Origin of the sequence: Proteus sp. fly-1008 (assembly GCF_040140305.1) — a bacterium.
GTDB lineage: Bacteria > Pseudomonadota > Gammaproteobacteria > Enterobacterales > Enterobacteriaceae > Proteus > Proteus vulgaris_B.
In genome coordinates, this window is the sequence record NZ_JBEEWH010000045.1 from 1 (window position 1) to 1,183 (window position 1,183).

Sequence of the window (1,183 nt, forward strand, 5' to 3'; positions counted from 1 at the left end):
GGTAAGCAGAGTTTTTGAAATGTAAGGCCTTTGAATAAGACAAAAGGCTGCCTCATCGCTAACTTTGCAACAGTGCCAATTTATGAGTAAAGGATTATGTCCACGATAAGCACCTGGGTCGATTCCTGGGAGGCGGCCATGAGGGTAGGGAAGCGCCGTCCCGTCAAGTCAGCGTAATGCTCTGCCAGTGTTACAACCAATTAACCAATTCTGATTAGAAAAACTCATCGAGCATCAAATGAAACTGCAATTTATTCATATCAGGATTATCAATACCATATTTTTGAAAAAGCCGTTTCTGTAATGAAGGAGAAAACTCACCGAGGCAGTTCCATAGGATGGCAAGATCCTGGTATCGGTCTGCGATTCCGACTCGTCCAACATCAATACAACCTATTAATTTCCCCTCGTCAAAAATAAGGTTATCAAGTGAGAAATCACCATGAGTGACGACTGAATCCGGTGAGAATGGCAAAAGCTTATGCATTTCTTTCCAGACTTGTTCAACAGGCCAGCCATTACGCTCGTCATCAAAATCACTCGCATCAACCAAACCGTTATTCATTCGTGATTGCGCCTGAGCGAGACGAAATACGCGATCGCTGTTAAAAGGACAATTACAAACAGGAATCGAATGCAACCGGCGCAGGAACACTGCCAGCGCATCAACAATATTTTCACCTGAATCAGGATATTCTTCTAATACCTGGAATGCTGTTTTCCCGGGGATCGCAGTGGTGAGTAACCATGCATCATCAGGAGTACGGATAAAATGCTTGATGGTCGGAAGAGGCATAAATTCCGTCAGCCAGTTTAGTCTGACCATCTCATCTGTAACATCATTGGCAACGCTACCTTTGCCATGTTTCAGAAACAACTCTGGCGCATCGGGCTTCCCATACAATCGATAGATTGTCGCACCTGATTGCCCGACATTATCGCGAGCCCATTTATACCCATATAAATCAGCATCCATGTTGGAATTTAATCGCGGCCTCGAGCAAGACGTTTCCCGTTGAATATGGCTCATAACACCCCTTGTATTACTGTTTATGTAAGCAGACAGTTTTATTGTTCATGATGATATATTTTTATCGGCACTGTTTCAAATAGTCGGTGGTGATAAACTTATCATCCCCTTTTGCTGATGGAGCTGCACATGAACCCATTCAAAGGCCGGCAT

1 protein-coding gene is annotated in these 1,183 nt (G+C 43.9%); it reads right to left on the reverse strand.

The window, feature by feature from the left end:
- Window positions 1-214 precede the first annotated feature (214 nt).
- Window positions 215-1,030 carry an aminoglycoside O-phosphotransferase APH(3')-Ia gene (gene aph(3')-Ia / locus ABN256_RS19050; RefSeq protein ID WP_000018329.1) on the reverse strand — a complete coding sequence of 272 codons (816 nt, stop codon included), beginning with the start codon at window positions 1,028-1,030 and terminating at the stop codon, window positions 215-217.
- Window positions 1,031-1,183: the final 153 nt, after the last annotated feature.